Consider the following 15645-nt stretch of genomic DNA (forward strand, 5'->3'; position numbering starts at 1 on the left):
GAGGGAAAATTATTTTCTCTGTTCGTTATTACATTTAGGACTTATTTTGAAGACAGAAATTGGTATTGTGAAGTGGTTCAACAGCGAAAAAGGCTTCGGATTCATCGTGCCGGAGAACGGCGGCAAGGATCTCTTCGCACACCACAGTGAAATTCAGGGAACCGGGTTCAAAACTCTGGAAGAGAACCAACGCGTTTCCTTCATCGAAGGTGCAGGCCAAAAAGGCCCATGCGCAACTAAAATCCAAATTCTTTGATGATGGGCTTGCCTGAACAGGCAAGCACCGCGTCAAACTGAAAAGGCCGGACCCTTAGGGGCTCCGGCCTTTTTTTGTCGCCGGGCCGCCCCAAGGCTCGGCGCCCCCGGCGAAACCTCTCCCTCGGGGATGAGCCTGGACACACAGCAGTCCATTGCGGACTGCTGTGTGCCTAGCGAATCCGAGCGGCATACAAGCCGCGAGGTGGAGCGCAAGTCGAAGGCGCAGCGTGGGGGCTTTTTTGTCGCCGTGCCGCCCCAAGGCTCGGCGCCCCCGGCGAAACCTCCCCCTCGGGGATGAGCCTGGACACACAGCAGTCCATTGTGGACTGCTGTGTGCCTAGCGAATCCGAGCGGCATACAAGCCGCGAGGTGGAGCGCAAGCCGAAGGCGCAGCGTGGGGGCTTTTTTTGTCGCTTGACTCGGTTTCAGCCGGTGTGTTCGAGGATGTCTGACTAGGCTAGAACGGGCGTTGTGCCCGTAGACTGCTCGGCAATCAGCAATCAGCAATCAGCAATCAGCAATCAGCAATCAGCAATCAGCAATCAGCGTTTCGTGCTTCACAAGTAATAGGCCAGATGCTGGGGAGCAACAGCGACGTTAGTTATAGAGCGGCCTTGGCGCACCGATTGGCACGGTCAGACGCGCTTCCAGCCCCCCGCCTTGACGATTCAGCAGTTCCAGCGTGCCGCCATGCTGGGTAGCGATGGCGTTCACGATGGATAAGCCCAGCCCATACCCCGCCTGCTGCTGCGAACCGCGCCAAAAACGGTTCATGGCCATATCCCGCTCGCTGTCGCTCAAGCCGGGGCCATGATCCAGCACGCTGATACGCAAGTAACCCGGTTCTCCCGCTTCAATCCGCAGACTGATGGACTGCTGCGCTTTGGTGTAGCGCAAGGCATTGTCGATCAGGTTCTGTATGGCCACTGTCAGCAGGGATTTTTCAATTTTCACCGGGCCTGGTTTGCTGCGTATATCCAGCGTGATTTGGTCTATGGTGTCGCCGTAAATGGCTTTAAGCGCATGCAAGGCAGCATACACGGCCTCGTCCGCCTGGCTGCTTTCCTGACTGGCGCCCTGACCGTCCAGTCGGGCCAGCTCCAGCAGTCGCTGCAAAATGTTCTGTAGCTGCTGCACGCCTTGATCGGCCTGACTCAAGGCCGTATCCAGCGTGTTGCGCTCTCCAGGGCGTTGGGCGGCCAGATGAGCAACTTGAATATGGGTTTTGATGCCTGTTAACGGGGTGCGTAGCTCGTGGGCGGCGCTGTCGGTAAAGCGGCGCTCGCGCATGATGGCGGCTTGTTGTCGCTCCAGCAGTTCTTCAATGGTTCGCAGCAAGGGTTGCAGCTCAATCGGGGCTTTGACTTTGGGTAGCGGGCTGTCGTCACCTGGACGGCGGCGCGACAGCAAATCCCGAATCCGCTCCAGTGGGGCCAAGCCGTGACCGATACCAATCCATAACAGCAGCAGGCTGCCAAACAAGGCCACCACAAAGGGCAGACCGGCCGAGAGCATGATTTCCCGCACTAGCGATTCGCGTATCTCGATACTGTCGGCGGCGGCAATCTGGATATGGCCTTCACGCAACACAAAAGTGCGCCAGCGCTTGCCGCCATGCACGTGTGTACCAAAACCCAAAGCCACTTGCGACATGTCGGGGCTGCCTGCAGTACGGCTGACAGCCTGGATTTCCACTTCGCTGCGCACCACGCTGATCTCGCAGGCGACCCCGTCACGGGCAATGATGTCCAAAGGTTGCTGTGCCGATTGGGCCAGCTCCTGCAAATTCGGGAACTGGGCGACCAGTCCGGCCACCATGCGGGCCGATGCGGCCAGTCGGCTATCCAGCGCCTCTCGCAAAGAGTGACGCGCATCCATCAGCATCCAGGTGGCGACTGCGCTCCAGAGTACGGTCAGGGAAATGCCGATAATCAGCAGCAATCGAAGGCGTAAGCTCATGGCGTTCAATACCTAGCCGGCAGGCCCCAGTTTGTAGCCCAGGCCGCGCACGGTCTGGACAATATGGCTGCCCAGCTTGCGGCGCAAATGGTAGATATGCACATTGATGGCATTGCTTTCCAGATCCTGGTCATAGCCATAGATGCTGTCGCATAGCTGTTCGGCACTCAGGATGGTGTGGGGCTTATTGAGCAAGGCGCGCAGCAAGGACAGTTCGCGGCGCGCCAGGCTGACCGGCTTGCCATCCAGTGTGACGTGGCCGGTGGAGGCACAGAAACTGAGCCGTCCATATTCAATGCAATCGGTTTCATGGCCAGCGACTCGTCGTGTCAAGACATGCAGACGGGCCAGCAATTCGTCCAGGTCAAAAGGTTTGATGACGTAATCATCGCCCCCGCCCAGCAGTCCTTCGACCCGATGATGCAGGGCATCGCGGGCCGTCAGAATCAGAATGGGCAATTTGCGGCCTTGGTCGCGCCAGCGGCGCAGCAGCGTCAGCCCGTCCTGATCGGGCAAGCCCAGATCCAGAATACAGACATCAAAGTGCGAAGACAGCAAGGCGGTGTCGGCCAGGCTGGCTGTGTCCACGTGGTCCACGGTCAGTCCGTGCAGTCGCAGGCCCGCCACAATTCCGCTGGCGACAAGCGCATCATCTTCAACAAGTAAAACGTGCATTCTCTCCCCCTGTAGCGAATGCGGCTTGTGCAGGTAAAGCCTGATTTTTATTACATTTCGGCGTTCATGTTAGCAGTCTTGAAGGTAGGGGCGAGAGGAGAAATTCTCTTAATTTGGCCTTAATCCTGATCCTCTACTGTGAAGGAGATTGCATTGCATTTGTATCTCGGTACTTACTTTTTTAATAAAACCGGCTTGGGCAATGACGTTTCTTTAGGCTTAGCCGCATGACAGATATCGGGTATTAACTCACATGACTCCTATATTAGGAATATTACTGGCGACCAGTTTTGTCGCCTCTTTGGTGGCACTGGGCATTCTTGTCTGGGCCGTAGCAAACAAGCTGATTTTCGTTGGGAAGAACGAAGCCGAGACCATCTTCATGAAAGGTGAGCTTGGGCAGCCGGATGATAGTGCTTCCTTTGGGGGGGAGAACGAAGCACAGACCCATCGTTTTGACGTTTTACGCGCGGGTATTGACCGCAGTGGTCGGGGGCCGGTTCTGCTGCTGGTTACCGTCGGGATTACCTGGCTGCTGATCGGTTCGGTGTTTGGTGTGATGGCGTCGTTGAAACTGCATTGGCCCGACTGGTTGGCCGATGTGGCCCAAGTGACCTTTGGCCGTGCGCGGACCTTGCACCTGAACATCGTGGCCTATGGCTGGCTGTCGGTGACTGGGATTGGTGTGGCCCTGTGGCTGTTGCCGCGTATTTTTCATACGCCTTTGCGTCGCCCCAATATGGTGTATTTTGGCGCCGCGCTGTGGACCCTGGGCGTATTGGGTGGCACGATTGCCGTGGCCAATGGTTGGTCTGACGGGATCGAGTGGCTGGAATTTCCCTGGCAGATCGACATTTTGCTGGCGGTAGGAGGCTTTTTCCTGGCCTGGCCTGCGATTGAGACCGCAGCGAACCGCAAGTCGCGTCACATCTACGTGTCAGGCTGGTACTTCCTGGCCGGCATGGTCTGGTTTCCCTTTCTGTTTCTGGTGTCCAACATCCCTGGTCTGCATATCGGTGCCCAGCAGGCAACGGTGAACTGGTGGTTTGCTCACAACGTGTTGGGTCTGTGGTTGACGCCTATGGGTGTGGGCGCGGCTTACTACATCATCCCCAAAATCATCGGCAAACCCGTGTATTCCTACAACGTGTCCTTGCTGGGTTTCTGGAGTCTGGCGCTGTTCTATAGCCAGGTCGGTATTCACCACTTGATGGGCGGACCGGTGCCAACCTGGGCTGTTACCTTGTCCGTAGTACACAGCATCATGATGTTTGTGCCGGTGATTGCCGTGGCGATTAACCAGCACGTGACCGTTGCGCAGAACCTGTGGGCCTTCAAGCAATCCATGGCCCTGCGTTTCGTGTGGATTGGTGCGCTGATGTACACCTTGTCCTCCTTCCAGGGTTCGCTGGAAGCGATTCGCTCGGTGAATTCGGTCACGCACTTTACGCATTACACCGTCGGTCACGCCCACCTGGGTGCCTACGGCTTTGTGTCCATGGTGATGTTCGGCACGCTGTATTACATGATGCCGCACATTCTGGGACGTCGCTGGCCCTTTCCGGCCCTGATTAAAACCCATTTCTGGCTGGTGACCGCAGGCTTCACGATTTACGTACTGGCCCTGAGCATTGCCGGTGTGGTGCAGGGCATGGGCTTGATGGACCCTGGTTCAAGCTTTGGCGAGATCACTCGCAAGATGGTTCCGTATCTGGAAGCCCGCTCCATTGGCGGCACCATGATGACCTTGGGCCACTTCATTTTTGCGGCTCACTTTGCCTTGCTCTTGTTGCGCAAAGACTCCGCTGTTAATGCGACTCCTACTCTTGCTCAGGCAGATGCGTCATGAATCGACTCTTACCTTTACTGATCGGGGCCATTGGCGTGTTGCTGTTGGCGACCTTGATGCTGGTGATTCTGCCAGCCTGGCAACTGCGTACCTCGGAACCGCCCGAGCCGCTGAAACCTTATACCGCTCAGCAGTTGTTGGGACGTGAGGCGTACGTGGCCAACGGCTGTTTGTACTGCCACAGCCAGCAGCCACGCTCCACGGGTCAAACTTTGTTTGACACCTCACATGGCTGGGGCCGTGCGTCCACTCCGGGCGATTACTTCTACGACTCGCCTCACTTGCTGGGCACCATGCGTACTGGTCCGGACCTGTTCAACGTGGGGGCGCGCATGAAAAGCCGTGACTGGCATTTGACCCATTTGTATCAGCCTCGTGCGATTTTTGACTGGAGCTTGATGCCGTCCTACCCCTATATGTTCGAGCTGAAAGATCAACTGGCTGAAGGTGACGTGGTCGTGCGTTTGCCAGAATCCTTGCAGCCAGCGGGCAAACACGTGGTTGCCCGTAAGGAGGCCCTGGATTTGGTGGCGTATCTGTTGGCGCTGGATCGCACCTATGCGACCACGGCTCAGGAACTGGATAAACGCGATCGAGGCTACGATCGTCGCCCCGCTGAAGTCTCGACGGACTCGGGCGCTAAATAGGACAAGTCATGACAATGAAAAAAGTTTCTAGTTCGCCTCAGGTCGAGAACATCGACCCCACTTTCGAGCCCTGGGAGCCGCCTCGCCCCATTCCGATTTTTCTGCTGGCTGTGCTGTTTGCCTTGGCTTTGGCAGGTGTGGGCCTGTACCTGCACGATCTGGCGCCGCATGCTGCGCCCGATGAACCGACCGCCCCCCTTGTTGTTGCCAACGCGGGCGGGGCTCCCGTGGTACCCGCTATTGCCGCTTTGAAGGATGCCCCTGTGCTGGTGCATTCCGGGCAGGGCAGTGTGTGGAGTTGTGCTTCCTGTCACGGCGAGGCGGGTGAAGGTGCGGGCATCACGCCACGTTTGGCCGGTATGCCAGAAGCGTATCTGCTCAAGCAACTGGAGGATTTTGCCAACGGGACACGCCTGAACGAGTCCATGCAGTATGTGGCTCGTGGCTTGAAGCCGGACGATATGAAAGAGCTGGCTAGCTATTACGCCACACTGCCTGCACCTCTCATTAATGTGCCTAGTTCGGATGCGAACCTAGCCCGTGGCGAAGTCCTGTTTCATCAAGGGGACTGGAAGCAGAACGTACCAGCCTGCATTAGTTGTCACGGTAGTCAGGGTGAAGGTGTGGGCGCTTCTTTCCCTCCTTTGGCCGCGCAACAAGCCGAGTACTTGTTCAGCCAGTTGTCGGCCTGGAAGGGCGGGCATCGCCACAACTCGCCGCAAAACCTGATGGACGATATTGCCTCGCGTTTGTCCTACGAGGACTTGTATGCGGTTTCCTACTATGCCGCCTCGCTGCCCGCCGATGGCAAGCAGGCGAAATAAGATCAGAACAGAGAGCTTTTCATGAAAGACACTCAACACAATGGTCGCAGCAAATCCGCTATGTCGGGTGGACGCAGGCTGGCCTGGGGGGCCGGCATTGGTGTGCTGCTTTTTGCAATTGGCTATGGCTTGAATGCCAAGGGCTGGCTGTCGTTTTCGCTGGGATCGCCCGATGAGGGAACCTCTCAACTGGGTGAGGCTACCTATAGTCGTGCGGCGATGGAAGCGGATCGCAAGACCCAAAGCAAGGATAAGTTAGCGGTGACCGCCGGGCTGCCGGTGGGGGCAGATGGGTATTACCTGCCCCCTGCAGAGAGCAGCATTCCGGATACCCCTTATGGTGAAGCGGTTCGTCGCGGTCGCACTATTTTTATGGAAACCTCCACGACCGTGTCGGATCACGTGGGCAACACCCTGGCCTGTGTGAACTGCCACCTGGATGCGGGACGCCGTGAGCACTCGGCACCCATGTGGGGCGCGTATATTCGTTACCCGGCGTATCGCTCCAAGACCAAGGCCATCAGTACCCTGGAAGATCGCATCATGGGCTGTTTCACGTATTCGATGAACGCCCAAGCTTCGCCTTCGGGTGTTGCGCCGCCCGCTGGCAGTGATGTGTATCGTGACCTGATGACTTATATGTACTGGATGTCCGATGGGGCGCCGACGGGGCAGAAGCTGCCGGGTGCTGGTTTTCCCAAACTTAAAAAGACCGAGCTGGGCTATGACGTCGCGCGGGGTAAAGAGGTTTACACCAACAACTGTGTGTTGTGTCACGCGGTGGACGGTCAGGGACAGAAGGATGCCGAAAGTGGTGTGGTGTTCCCGCCCTTGTGGGGGGCCAACTCCTACAACTGGGGAGCGGGGATGGCACGGATTGATACGGCTGCCGGTTTTATCAAGGCCAATATGCCTTTGGGTAAACCGTTCTCCTTGTCCGATCAGGATGCGTGGGACGTAGCGGCGTATATCAATAGTCATGAGCGTCCCAAGGATGCCCGTCAGAAGGGGACGGTTGAGCAAGCGCGTGCAGAGTTTCACGATGGCGAGGAAAGTTACTACGGCAAGGAAGTGAACGGCGTGATTTTGGGTGGAGGTGTGGAGAAGTAAGCCTTTGGCCTGTTGGCTGTTTGTCTGACGGTGAGACCGCCTCAGTTTCTTTTGGGAACCGAGGCGGTTTTGTTTTGGCTTCTTCTTCTTCTTCTTCTTCTTCTTCTTCTTCTTCTTCTTCTTCTTCTTCTTCTTCGGTTTCTTGGTTGCTGGGGGCTAGGCTGTTTGTGTGTTGAGCTGGGGGTTTGCTGTGTATGGAGACAAAAAACGTAGAGGCTGCTTGTTTAGATAGTGCTTCGTGAAAACGCCTGTCTGGGCCGGGGGGCCGTCCTCTGGGCTTGGCTCCTTGCCGGTGCGTAGCGCCGGCCAGTGCTCAGCCCCGACACCTCAGCAGGACCGAAACAGCGTTTCCCCAGAGACTAATCTTGCACTCACAATCCGTAATCGAAAACAAAAGCACCTACAAAGCCACCAAACGCTTCAAATCCAGCAAGGTGAAATGCCCATGATCCAGCCACCCGCCGGTATCAATGAAAAACACATTCCCCAATTGCCGCATCTTGTGCGTTGTCTGGTGTCCATGCACTAAGGCCCGGAGGCCATTGACCATGCCATCGTAGCCAGTCACATAGCGGTCCCTGGACCACATACAGACATGGCGGTCATGGGCATCAAAACTCTCGGTATGGATGTGTTGCCAATCATCGTAGGGAAAGTCGGCATGGACCATCCCCACCAAACCCAATGGCGTTTCAATTTCCATTGCTAAAGGCAGGGCTTGCAGACGCTGCGCAATAATGGATTGTTCGTCCGGAGTGCAATCATCCAGCCAGAGCCCGCCATGCACACGGTGATCAACCTCTTGAATAGCTTGCCCAACCGCGCGCCGCCAAGTCAGTTGTTCGTGATTGCCACAAATTGCATGAAACCAGGGCAGGTCCAACCACCCTAGAACATGGTGCGACTCCGGGCCGCGATCCACCAGATCTCCCACCGAAAAAAGCCGATCCTTGGACGGATCAAAGCGAATCCGCTTTAAAGAGGCGTGCAGCTTGGTGAAGCAACCGTGAATATCGCCAACCGCAATATCGCGTCCCAGGGTGTTCTGACTAAAGCGTGCTACCTGCATGATGATGAGACCCAGACTAGGTGAAACGTGCTCATCACGGTACTCAGAGTGGCAGACCGAGTCAAGAAAGACGCGGCCTGCCGCTGCACTCAGTCAGAGCAAGTCGTGCTTGCCAGGCAAGACAGGCCCATGTCCAGCAACAGCCTTACCAATACAGATTCATGTTCAACATCACCTCGCGCTCCATGCCCCGGAATTGGCCGGTGTAGTACTTCTTGTTGAATACATTGTTGACGTTCAAGGCCACCCGATAGCGGGAGGTCTCATAGGCCACCGCCATATCTGCCAAGGTGAAAGAGGGGTTGTCGTTCAGACTGCCATCGGGCCGTACATCATTGGGCGACTTGCCCCGATACCGTACACCCGCCCCTACCATCAAACCCTGAATCTGCTGGGGCCGATAGTCCAACCACAGGCTGGCGGTCTGACGTGCGGTTTGTAATGTCTGCCGATCAATCTCCGCCGGACGCTCGCTTTTCGTGGTCCGTGGGTCCAGATAGGTATAGCCTGCCATCAGGTTTAGCTCAGACGTAATGGGCAGTTTGGCTTCCAGTTCAATCCCCGTGGATCGTACTTCGCCTGTCTGTACGCTAAAGCGCGGGAAGTTCGGATCGGGTGTGGTGACATTGGTCTGGCGCAGATCAAACACCGCAGCGGTAATCAGGGCATCGGTACCCGGTGGCTGGTATTTGACACCGGCTTCGTACTGCTTGCCCTCGCGGGGCTTGAACGCCGTGCCATTTGCGGCTCGCCCTGTGGTCGGATCAAAGGCGGTGGAATAGCTAATGTACGGAGCTACACCATTGTCGAACAGATACAGCAAACCCGCACTGCCGGTGGTGGCGCGGTCCGTCATGCGAGGCTGCGTCGCACTGCTTTGTACGGTGCGAGCGGTGTCGTGGCGCAAGCTGACATTGGCGACCCACTTGTCCCATTTCAACTGGTTCAGCATGTAAATGCCGGTCTGCTTCAGATCGCGCTCGGAGTAATCCAGTTCGGGCGGCGCAATGGATAGCCCGTATACCGGGTCGAGCATATCCAGATCCGGCACGTTCCAGCCAAAGCCCAAACCGTCGTTTTCTTTGTAGCGCAGATAGTCCACGCCCAATTCCAATGTGTGCTCCAGTGGCCCCCAGTTAAAGTCCTTGCCGACCCGGCTGTCTACGGTGAAGGTACGACCTTTGGTTTCCTGGGCCAGGCTGGCTCGGGAGATGCTGCGCTGGTCTGCCAGAACAGCCATGGCGTAGATATGGCGGTAATCAATGTCGATTTCCGAATAGCGCAGGTTCTGACGCCAGCGCCAGCCGCTTTCGGTGTCATGCTCCAGAGCGTAGCCTATGGATTTGGTGTCGCGGTTGAAGTAGTCAAACGCCGGATCCCCGGCGGTGCGTTTGAGCGGCAGGTCGGTCACTTCGGGATAATAAAACAGATTGGGCCACCAGGACTTGGGGGTACCGCGTTCGCGCGAGTAAGAGCCTAAAAGCGTCAGGCTAGTACGGTCGGACAGTTTCCACAGCAGGGAGGGGGACACCGAGACACGATCGTCGCGTGAGTCTATGGTGCGTCCATGGCTTTTGCGCCCGGACAGGTTCAGGCGATACAGCAAGGACTGGTCGTCATTCAAGGTTCCACCGATATCCGCCGTCAATTGACGGCGCTGGTAGCTGCCATAGCCCAGGCCCAGACTGTTGACGTGTTCGGCTGTGGGGCGCTTGGACACCACATTGACCACACCGCCGGGGCGTCCTTGTCCATACAGCACCGAGGCCGGGCCTTTCAGCACTTCGATGCTGTCCAGGCTGTCCATGTCATCGTTCCAGGAACCATAGGTGCCCGCCGAGAGCTGCTTCAAACCATCCTTGTAGTAGGCACTGCCGTCACTAAAGCCACGTATCACTGCGCCACTCATGCGTAGGTCCCCCGAGCCGGATACGTCAGTCTGAACGCCAGGGGTGTAAGCCAGGGCACGCTCAATACTTTGTGGGGCCAGAATCTTTAACTGCTTTTGCGTGACGATGGAGACCGAACGTGGGGTTTCGATCAAGGGCACGTCTAGCTTGCCACCACGGCTGCTCAGTGCGACGTAGCTGTCGGCAGTGTCTGTGGGGGCACGGCGTATCGTGACCGGCGTCAACTGAGTGACACCGGCTGACAAGGTGATCGTGTTGCCGTCTCGGGTGTAGTTGATGCCACTGCCGTCGAGCAACTGGCGCAAAGCTTGCTCAGGTGCCAGACGGCCCGATACGGCCGGGGCTTGACGGCCAGCAACCACATCCTGAGAGAAAAAGATCTGCAAAGCGGTCTGCTCGCCCAGTTTCAGTAGGGCATCGCCCAAAGGCTGGGCAGGGATTTGAAGAGAAACAGTGTGTTGGGCCTGCACAGCAAAAGGGGCTAGGCTAAAGGCCAGACTCACGCTTATGGTCAAGGCACTCAAGTTCGCCCGCAAAAGGGGCGAGTGGCGACGACGTGGGGTAAAGGGGCTCACGATCCTACGTTTTCCAATGAAAATATATCTCGCGCGATAGACGCGCTCAGCCTTTGGCCAAAGGGACTCAGGGGGCTGCCCTCCAGGGGATGGCCGCCTTCACCTACCTAGACGCACAAAGCACCCAAGTACCGGAATGAGAATCATGACTATTTTGTAACAGGCCCTGAGAGGCTTGTTTTAGCGTGCCACGATGCGCTGCACGCCTGAGGCGTCGCGGTGAATGTGGACTGGAGCAATAGCGGGTAGTGCTTTGAGCACTGTTTCGGGGTGATCGATATCGAAAATGCCGGAAACACGGTGCTGGCGCAGGGCAGGGGCGTCCAAAGTCAAAGGCTGGGGTAGGTAGCGAGCCATTTCTTGTACAAGCACTTCCAACGGTGTGTTCTTGAAAATGATCTTGCCGCGCTGCCAGGCTGTCAGGCTTTCCACGTCGGTAGTGAGTACGTGGCCTGGCTCTGCACCTTGGCGCAACAGCACTTGTTGCTGCGCACCCAAAAGGCGTTCTTGACGACGCCACCAAGGGCCGGACTGCACCTTGACCGAACCGGATTGAACACTGACTTGCAGGCTGTCTGCCAGCCGCCGCACATTGAAGCGGGTGCCGGTGACGGTTACGATGCCCAAGTCGGTACGCACGATAAAGGGCAGCGTCTGGTCGTGCTGGACGGTAAAAAAAGCTTCGCCTTGGAGCAGTTCGATTTCCCGCTTGGATGCAGAGACACGGGCCTGGGCAATGGTGTCGGTATTCAAGTCCATGACAGAGCCATCAGGCAAGGTGATTTGTTGACGCTCACCTTTGGCGGTAAGCCATTGCATCGTTTCTTCTACCGGTCTGAACCAGCCTGATTGATGGATGGCACCAGCGGACAGGGCCAGCACGCCGAGTGCGCCCAAACCCAGTGTCAGGTAGCGGCGTTTGGGAGACGGGACAAGGCCAGGGGAATGGGGTAGCAAGCTGCGCAGGCGTTCATCCGGGACGGCTTGGGTGGCGCGCCACAGGTATTCCACCTCGCGGTAGCGACGCTTGTTGACTGGATCGGCATCCAGCCAAGCGTGAAATGCCTGGTGATCCTGTTCATTGGCTTGCCCCGATTGCAGTCGGGCGAACCAATGAGCGGCATCGCTGGGGTGATCCAGTTCGTCGGAGAAAGAGGGGCGGGTCATTGCGCGGGCTTTGTGTACGACATGGCGTCAGTCAGGTACGTAATGGTGCAGTCGTTCATGGATGTGACGCAAGGCACGAGTCATGTATTTTTCCACCATGCTGCGGGAAAGCGCCATGTCCTGGGCAATTTCAGTATGGGTCCAGCCCTCCAGGCGGTGTTTGATGTAGACCTCTCGGCATTTAGGGGGCAAGTCGGCCAGCGCGCTCACCAGAGCGTCGGCCAGTTGTTCAAATTGGGCGTGGCTGTCGGCTCCGGCCTGGCGGGGATGCTCGGTATCGCTCAGTTCGTCCAAAGGCAAAACAGTCAGGACGGTTTGGTGGCGATGGCGGCTGATCAGACGGTTGCTGGTGCCTCGTGCCAGATAGGCCCGTGGGTTGTCGATCAAGGCGGTGTTGTTTTCCAGCATGCCTACTACGGTGTCGTGCATGGCATCTTCCGCATCTTCCCGGCTCTCGGCCTTGCGCCGCCATAGGCCAAACAGCTCGCTATACGAGGCGAGCCAGGCTTTTCTGGGACGTGAAGGGTGAGACATGGAGCGACTTAGCAGAGCAGGCAGAAAAAAGAATAGTGAATAATAACAATAATTCTCATTCAGATTTTCTTATTCAAGCTGTCTGTGTACTTTCCTCTGACTGGCAGGGTCTTGGGGGCAAGCTGCCCGTACAGAGCGGCTTGGTCTAAAATCGGTCGATCTTGATATCTTCTCCCTTTGAATTCCGAGGTTTTCATGTCTCAAACCAGCACCCCCGTTGATCCGGACGGCCTGCTTGAATATTCGGTGGTCTACACCGACCGTGCCTTGAACCATATGTCCAAGACCTTCCAGGAAGTGATGCGCGAAATCTCTCGCACGCTCAAGCAGGTCTATCAGGCGCATTCGGCTATTGTGGTGCCGGGCAGTGGCTCGTTTGGTATGGAAGCGGTAGCCCGTCAGTTTGCAACGGATCGCAAGTGCATGGTGATACGCAATGGCTGGTTCAGCTACCGCTGGACTCAGATTTTTGACATGGGTTCCATCCCTGCCAGCACCACGGTTCTGAAGGCCCGCCCGATTGAGCAAGGCAAGCAGGCTGCTTATGCGCCTGCTCCTATCGAAGAAGTGGTCGCTGCGATTCAGGCTGAAAAACCGGACTTGGTCTTTGCCCCGCATGTGGAAACCGCTTCCGGCATTATGTTGCCCGATGACTATATGCGTCAGGTGGCGGATGCCGTGCATGCGGTGGGTGGTCTGTTTGTGCTGGACTGTATTGCATCGGGCACCGTGTGGGTGGATATGAAGGAGGTGGGCGTGGACGTGCTGATCAGTGCTCCACAAAAAGGGTGGACCGGTTCGGCATGTTGCGGCTTGGTGATGCTAAGTGAGCGTGCTCGCCAGCACATTGAAACCACGACCAGCACCAGCTTTGCCTGCGATCTGCGCAAGTGGCTGCAGATCATGGAAACGTATGAGAATGGGGCGCATGCTTACCACGCGACCCTGCCAACCGATTCCTTGAAGGTGCTGCAAGAAGCGATGGCCGAGACAGAAGCCTTGGGTTTTGACTGGATCCGTAATCGTCAATTGGAGCTGGGCCGCAAGGTGCGTGCCTTGCTGAGCGAACATGGTTTCCGCAGCGTGGCCGCACCGGGTTTTGAAGCGCCGGGCGTGGTGGTGTGTTACACCACGGACGACGGGATTCATTCGGCTGCGAAGTTTGCCAAGGCGGGCTTGCAAGCCGCCTCGGGCGTGCCTTTGCAATGTGATGAGCCTGCTGATTTCAAGACCTTCCGAATTGGTCTGTTTGGCCTGGACAAGCTGAACAATCTGGAACGCTCGGTGGAGCGTTTGGCCAAGGCGCTGGACGCGATTGAAGAACAGTAAGTTGCCCTGGCAATCGCATCAATAAAAGGGAGCCCTGAGTGGCTCCCTTTTTTATGGTGGATGACTCGTCCTGAATTCCGTTGACACTTTTTCCCTCTATCGACGGAGCGTCAATTAGGACAAGAAATCCGGCCTGGCCAACGCGATTACAGCCTGGCTTTTACACTGCGTGTGATCGCATAAGTTGAACAAGGCGAGCTGATGCGCTTGTAAGCGGGGGAGAGCGAAACAGGGCGAGAGAAAACTGGAGCTGTGATTGCGAGATTGCGTAGTCCGTCGTGCTCAGGGCTGTTTGGGAGCCTGATTGAGTTCCCCCATGGAAAAAGCCAGATTCACAGAGCCAAGCAAACCGGCTGTGTGGGCGGCAGTTTGGGCTTCTTGGGCTCCCAACAAGCCCGTGTGTGCTTCGGTCAGCAAGGTCATGCCGGTCAGACCTTCCTTATAGGACTCCAGCGCACCTTGGTAGGTGATCTGGGCCGCTTCGACCAGGCTGGTGGCGGCTTGGTGAGATTCCAGTGCCGCTCGCAGCGCATCGGCGGCGATGATCATTTGCTTGTAGGCGTCCTGCTCGGTTTTGGCGACGCGCTCGCGAGCAGTGTCAGCGCGTAGTTGGGCTTCACGTACCTGTTTGTTGCGTAGTCCGGCATCGTAGAGCGGAATACTGAGTGCCAGCACGGCGCCTCGGGAGGAGGATTGCGGGCTGACTTCGGGCAGGCTGCCTACGCTTAAGGAACCCATGCGTTTGGAGATAAAACCCATCAAGGCCAGCTTGGGCATGAAACTGGCTTCGGCGGAATCTATGCCGGCCAGACTGGCCTGATGGGCCGCTTGCAGGGCCTGCACATCGGGCCGCTGGGCGATGGCTTTTTTCAGCGTGTCATTACCGGGGATGTCCAGTTCATCGGGCAGGGGACGGGCGGTACTGTCGGCCACGTTCAGCTCTGTGTCGGGGGACAGGCCAATCGCACCCAGCAAGGTTTGGTAAGACTGACGTGTCAGGGTGCTGGCGTTGACATGGTGCAGACGGGCTTGGGCTTTTAGTTGCCGTGCCTGAGCCACTTCAATCTGGGTACCCAGCCCATTGCGTTGTCGCTCCAGGGCGATGTCTTCAATCAGGGTGGCATTTTTCAGGCCCTGAGCCGAGATTTGTGCCCGCTGGCGGGCCGAGTTGTAGTTGAAGTAACTGATGGACACCTCGGCAATCACGGCTTGATGCACGCCACTGAAAGTAATGCGGCTGGCCATGGCCAGCTTGTCGGCGGCCTCTTGCAAGGCAGCGCGTTTGCCAAAGTCAAAGAGCAACCATTTCAAGGTCAGGGACGGGACGGCTCCGCTTAAATGCGTGTCGTAGTCCACATCGACCTCTCTGCCTAGAATATGTACGCTGCTGTCGCGGTCGCTGCGCATATAGCCGCCCACGACACTGGCAGAGATCAAGGGCAGGTAGGTGCTTTCTACCATGCCGGCGGCTTGGGCTGCTTGTTGAGCCTCACCCCAGGCAATGCGGGTGCTGGGGTTCAGGCGTTGGGCCAGGTCGATCAGTTCAGGCAGGCTGTATTCATGATTGGCCCGCACATGGGGAGCGGGCTGGCTTTGATCAGGGCCGCTGTACTCGGCCAATGTCAGGCGGGGTGGCTGCGGCGCATCCTGCTCGGGCAGGGACTGGGTCATGGACTTACGATCGGGCGCAGCGCAAGCGGCCAGCGTAAGGGCAGCCATGACTGCCACGGTAAGACGCA

13 protein-coding genes are annotated in these 15645 nt (G+C 57.2%); 6 read left to right on the forward strand and 7 right to left on the reverse strand.

All coding sequences use genetic code 11. The features are described from left to right. Positions 1 to 46: 46 nt before the first annotated feature. Complete coding sequence (locus AC6I6N_RS00790; RefSeq protein ID WP_009461028.1) at positions 47 to 256, forward strand: cold-shock protein; 210 nt, start codon at positions 47 to 49, stop codon at positions 254 to 256. A 599-nt stretch (positions 257 to 855) separates the two neighbouring features. On the opposite strand, the gene AC6I6N_RS00795 is transcribed toward AC6I6N_RS00790, so the two are convergent. Beyond that, positions 856 to 2217, reverse strand: coding sequence for an ATP-binding protein (locus AC6I6N_RS00795; RefSeq protein WP_321265961.1), 1362 nt, complete (start codon positions 2215 to 2217; stop codon positions 856 to 858). Between the two features lie 12 nt (positions 2218 to 2229). After that, positions 2230 to 2892 carry a response regulator gene (locus tag AC6I6N_RS00800; RefSeq protein ID WP_497942642.1) on the reverse strand — a complete coding sequence of 221 codons (663 nt, stop codon included), beginning with the start codon at positions 2890 to 2892 and terminating at the stop codon, positions 2230 to 2232. A gap of 253 nt (positions 2893 to 3145) precedes the next feature. Between AC6I6N_RS00800 and AC6I6N_RS00805 the strand changes: the two genes are divergently transcribed. Genes AC6I6N_RS00805 through AC6I6N_RS00820 form a run of 4 tightly spaced genes read left to right on the forward strand, consistent with a single transcriptional unit; the run spans position 3146 to position 7322 of the window. Continuing rightward, positions 3146 to 4741 (forward strand): cbb3-type cytochrome c oxidase subunit I, encoded by a 1596-nt coding sequence (locus tag AC6I6N_RS00805; protein ID WP_094196200.1) that lies wholly within the window; start codon positions 3146 to 3148, stop codon positions 4739 to 4741. Continuing rightward, a complete protein-coding gene (locus AC6I6N_RS00810; RefSeq protein ID WP_094196201.1) occupies positions 4738 to 5388 on the forward strand; it encodes a cbb3-type cytochrome c oxidase subunit II in 651 nt (216 codons plus the stop codon). The genes AC6I6N_RS00805 and AC6I6N_RS00810 overlap by 4 nt, the downstream gene beginning before the upstream one ends. Before the next feature lie 8 nt (positions 5389 to 5396). After that, on the forward strand, positions 5397 to 6212 hold the full coding sequence (locus AC6I6N_RS00815; protein ID WP_125277608.1) for a c-type cytochrome: 816 nt from the start codon (positions 5397 to 5399) through the stop codon (positions 6210 to 6212). Positions 6213 to 6233: 21 nt separating this feature from the next. After that, positions 6234 to 7322 (forward strand): c-type cytochrome, encoded by a 1089-nt coding sequence (locus AC6I6N_RS00820; protein WP_249461797.1) that lies wholly within the window; start codon positions 6234 to 6236, stop codon positions 7320 to 7322. Positions 7323 to 7722: 400 nt separating this feature from the next. Here the strand turns inward: AC6I6N_RS00820 and AC6I6N_RS00825 are convergent, their stop codons facing one another. The 4 genes from AC6I6N_RS00825 to AC6I6N_RS00840 form a co-directional block, all read right to left on the reverse strand. Beyond that, positions 7723 to 8391, reverse strand: a complete 669-nt coding sequence (locus AC6I6N_RS00825; RefSeq protein WP_108727232.1) for a metallophosphoesterase — start codon at positions 8389 to 8391, stop codon at positions 7723 to 7725. Between the two features lie 145 nt (positions 8392 to 8536). Next, positions 8537 to 10876: a TonB-dependent siderophore receptor gene (locus AC6I6N_RS00830; RefSeq protein ID WP_406611851.1), complete on the reverse strand. Its 2340-nt coding sequence runs from the start codon at positions 10874 to 10876 to the stop codon at positions 8537 to 8539. 180 nt (positions 10877 to 11056) lie between these two features. After that, a complete protein-coding gene (locus AC6I6N_RS00835; protein WP_497942648.1) occupies positions 11057 to 12043 on the reverse strand; it encodes a FecR family protein in 987 nt (328 codons plus the stop codon). A gap of 27 nt (positions 12044 to 12070) precedes the next feature. Then, positions 12071 to 12577: an RNA polymerase sigma factor gene (locus tag AC6I6N_RS00840; protein WP_230018663.1), complete on the reverse strand. Its 507-nt coding sequence runs from the start codon at positions 12575 to 12577 to the stop codon at positions 12071 to 12073. Between the two features lie 195 nt (positions 12578 to 12772). Between AC6I6N_RS00840 and AC6I6N_RS00845 the strand changes: the two genes are divergently transcribed. Next, on the forward strand, positions 12773 to 13906 hold the full coding sequence (locus AC6I6N_RS00845; RefSeq protein WP_264672647.1) for an aminotransferase class V-fold PLP-dependent enzyme: 1134 nt from the start codon (positions 12773 to 12775) through the stop codon (positions 13904 to 13906). A gap of 282 nt (positions 13907 to 14188) precedes the next feature. On the opposite strand, the gene AC6I6N_RS00850 is transcribed toward AC6I6N_RS00845, so the two are convergent. Beyond that, positions 14189 to 15625, reverse strand: a complete 1437-nt coding sequence (locus AC6I6N_RS00850; RefSeq protein ID WP_460196194.1) for a TolC family protein — start codon at positions 15623 to 15625, stop codon at positions 14189 to 14191. Between the last annotated feature and the right edge of the window lie 20 nt (positions 15626 to 15645).

This window comes from Alcaligenes sp. LTN-3, from assembly GCF_059735605.1.

Coding starts and splice junctions, on each gene's coding strand:
- AC6I6N_RS00815 (WP_125277608.1), top strand. CDS start 5,397: ATGACAATGAAAAAAGTTTCTAGTTCGCCTCAGGTCGAGAACATCGAC.
- AC6I6N_RS00840 (WP_230018663.1), bottom strand. CDS start 12,577: ATGTCTCACCCTTCACGTCCCAGAAAAGCCTGGCTCGCCTCGTATAGC.
- AC6I6N_RS00845 (WP_264672647.1), top strand. CDS start 12,773: ATGTCTCAAACCAGCACCCCCGTTGATCCGGACGGCCTGCTTGAATAT.
- AC6I6N_RS00795 (WP_321265961.1), bottom strand. CDS start 2,217: ATGAGCTTACGCCTTCGATTGCTGCTGATTATCGGCATTTCCCTGACC.
- AC6I6N_RS00825 (WP_108727232.1), bottom strand. CDS start 8,391: ATGCAGGTAGCACGCTTTAGTCAGAACACCCTGGGACGCGATATTGCG.
- AC6I6N_RS00810 (WP_094196201.1), top strand. CDS start 4,738: ATGAATCGACTCTTACCTTTACTGATCGGGGCCATTGGCGTGTTGCTG.
- AC6I6N_RS00805 (WP_094196200.1), top strand. CDS start 3,146: ATGACTCCTATATTAGGAATATTACTGGCGACCAGTTTTGTCGCCTCT.
- AC6I6N_RS00800 (WP_497942642.1), bottom strand. CDS start 2,892: ATGCACGTTTTACTTGTTGAAGATGATGCGCTTGTCGCCAGCGGAATT.
- AC6I6N_RS00835 (WP_497942648.1), bottom strand. CDS start 12,043: ATGACCCGCCCCTCTTTCTCCGACGAACTGGATCACCCCAGCGATGCC.
- AC6I6N_RS00820 (WP_249461797.1), top strand. CDS start 6,234: ATGAAAGACACTCAACACAATGGTCGCAGCAAATCCGCTATGTCGGGT.
- AC6I6N_RS00850 (WP_460196194.1), bottom strand. CDS start 15,625: ATGGCTGCCCTTACGCTGGCCGCTTGCGCTGCGCCCGATCGTAAGTCC.